General features: G+C 48.1%; 1 protein-coding gene. It reads left to right on the forward strand.

All coding sequences use genetic code 11. The features are described 5' to 3' along the window. Positions 1-372: VCBS domain-containing protein (locus tag IQR33_RS02750; protein ID WP_193843495.1), on the forward strand; the 372-nt coding region annotated here is incomplete at both ends.

The raw sequence follows: 372 nt of genomic DNA on the forward strand, positions 1-372 counted from the left end.
CTAACATCACAAGGTGTGGCCGTCACGCTGACTGAAACCGCAAACGGCGACGGTAGCTACACTTATGAAGCGACAGCAGGAACTGAAGCAGTATTTACGCTGACCGTTAATACGGATGGTTCATACAACTTCACGCTGCAAGGTCCAATCGACCATGCGGTAGACAGTGATGAACTGACACTGAACTTCCCAATCATCGCAACGGATTTTGATGGTGATACCACCACAGAAACGATCCCAGTCACCATCGTGGACGATAAGCCAACTATTACCGATGTTGATGCGATTACCGTTGATGAGGATGATTTAGGTACGATTGGCTCAGACCAAACTGACCCGATTTCAATCGATGGCAACTTCACCACCACACAA

This window comes from Vibrio sp. OPT46 (assembly GCF_015163535.1).
Classification (GTDB): Bacteria; Pseudomonadota; Gammaproteobacteria; order Enterobacterales; family Vibrionaceae; genus Vibrio; species Vibrio alginolyticus.